Raw genomic sequence first — 1,838 nt, 5'->3', positions numbered from 1 at the left:
GAGATCGCAACCTCTGTCGCGCGCATGGGGGCGCTGGAGCCCGCCAAGACGACTGTGCGGACCGTCAGCGACGCCCAGCGCATGCAGGTCATCGTCGTCTATGACGCCCGCGACAATCCGATGATGGCTCTGGGCGCGATGTTGCCCCTGCCGCCGACGATCATCGAGCGCCAGGCGGTCATTCGCGTTGGAGGGTACAGCTGATGGCCCGGATCCGGCATTTCATTGCAGACCAAAGGGGCGCGATCGCCGTCATGGCGGCTGTGGGCGGGGGCCTGTTGTGCCTGTGCGCGGCGGTCGCCGTGGACATGGGGTCCATGGTGCTGCATGCGCGGCGCGTGCAGGGGGCGGCGGATCTGGCGGCCCTGGCGGCGGCGCGGGATCTGAGCCACGCCTCACAGGCGGCGTCGGCGACGGCGACAGCCAATCTCGAGGCGAACGCCCCCATGGCCATCGACGTCAAGGTCGGGGTCTATACGGCCAACCGGGCCCTTGCGCCGGATGCGCGCTTCAGTCAGGGGACGTCAGGCGCGAATGCGGCGCGGGTGACGGTGACATCCGCCGCGCCCGTCTTCTTCAGCCGCCTGCTGCTCGGGCGCGACACGGTCGAGGTGACGCGCAAGGCCACGGCGGCGGCGCCGGATGCGCCCAAGGTCATGTTCTCGCTGGGCTCGCGCCTGGCCAGTCTGGACGGCGGTCTGGCCAACCAACTGTTGAGCGGCCTGACCGGCAGCAAGGTGTCGCTGAGCCTGATGGACTATCGCGCCCTGGCCGATGTGAAGATCAATCTGCTGCAGTTCACCGATCTGCTGGCCACCAATGTCGGCGTCAGGGCAGGGGACTATGACAGCCTGCTCAAGACCGACGTCACGGCGGGCAAGGCGCTGAAGGTCATCGAAACCCTGGCGGGCGGCCGCGACGGCGGAGCGGTCGGCAAGCTGACCAGCGCGACGACGAAGGTGAAGCTGAACATGGGCCAGTTGATCGGCGTCGACGCCCAGGCGCCGGAGGGAATCCGCAACGGCCTGAACGCCGATGTGTCGGCGCTGGACCTGATCATGGCCATGCTGGAGATCGGCGGCGGGGGCCGTCAGATGGCGCTCAATATTGACGCGCCGCTGGGCCTGGCCGACCTGAAGACCAGCCTGGCCGTGGGCGAGCGGCCCAATAACTCGCCGTGGCTGACGGTCACGGCCAAGGGCGATCCGGTGATCCGCACGGCCCAGACGCGTCTGTATCTGCGCACGCGGACGACGGAAGTCCTGACGGGTCTGGCGCAGGTGGAGCTGCCGATCCTGATCGAACTGGCCCCGTCGGAGGCCAAACTGAAGGGCCTGACCTGCCGCCCGGCCAAGTCGGCGGATGTCGACGTCCGACCCGGTCTGGCCCGCGCCTGGGTCGGCTCCATCAACGAGGCCAAGCTGGGGGATTTCAAGACCAACCTGAACCCTCAGCCCGCCACCATTGTCTATGCCCTGCTGGGGCTGGTGCGGCTGGACGCCAAGGCCGATATCGACGTGGGGGATCAGAACTTCACCACGGCGCATTTTTCGGCCGCCGACATTCGCGACCAGCGCATGCAGACGGTCAAGGCGCGCGGATTGGCCAATGGTCTGACCTCGACCTTGTTGCAGCGTCTGGAGATCACGCCGGTCGCTCTGGGGATCCCGCTGCCGCTGGGCGAGCTGACCAAGGCGCTGGGCGTGCTGCTGTCCCCGATCGGCCCGGCGCTGGACCTTGTGCTCAACCCATTGCTGGATCTGCTGGGCGTGGGGCTGGGCGAGGCGGACGTGCGGGTGCACGGCCTGTCCTGCGCGGAAGGCGGTTATGCGGCGCCG

General features: G+C 68.3%; 1 protein-coding gene and 1 pseudogene. Both read left to right on the top strand.

Features of this window, described 5'->3' with window-relative positions; genetic code table 11:
- Nucleotides 1–204: pseudogene (locus JKF87_RS18100) on the top strand (hypothetical protein); the annotation flags it as partial.
- Nucleotides 204–1,838, top strand: a 1,635-nt coding sequence (locus JKF87_RS18095; protein WP_236261500.1) for a pilus assembly protein TadG-related protein, incomplete at its 3' end; no start/stop codon positions are given. The pseudogene JKF87_RS18100 and the gene JKF87_RS18095, both read left to right, overlap by 1 nt.

The sequence above is a fragment of the Brevundimonas nasdae genome, from assembly GCF_016654005.1.
Taxonomy (GTDB): Bacteria; Pseudomonadota; Alphaproteobacteria; order Caulobacterales; family Caulobacteraceae; genus Brevundimonas; species Brevundimonas nasdae.
The sequence above is the reverse complement of the archived record's forward strand: the minus strand, read 5'-3'. Positions and strand labels throughout refer to the sequence as shown.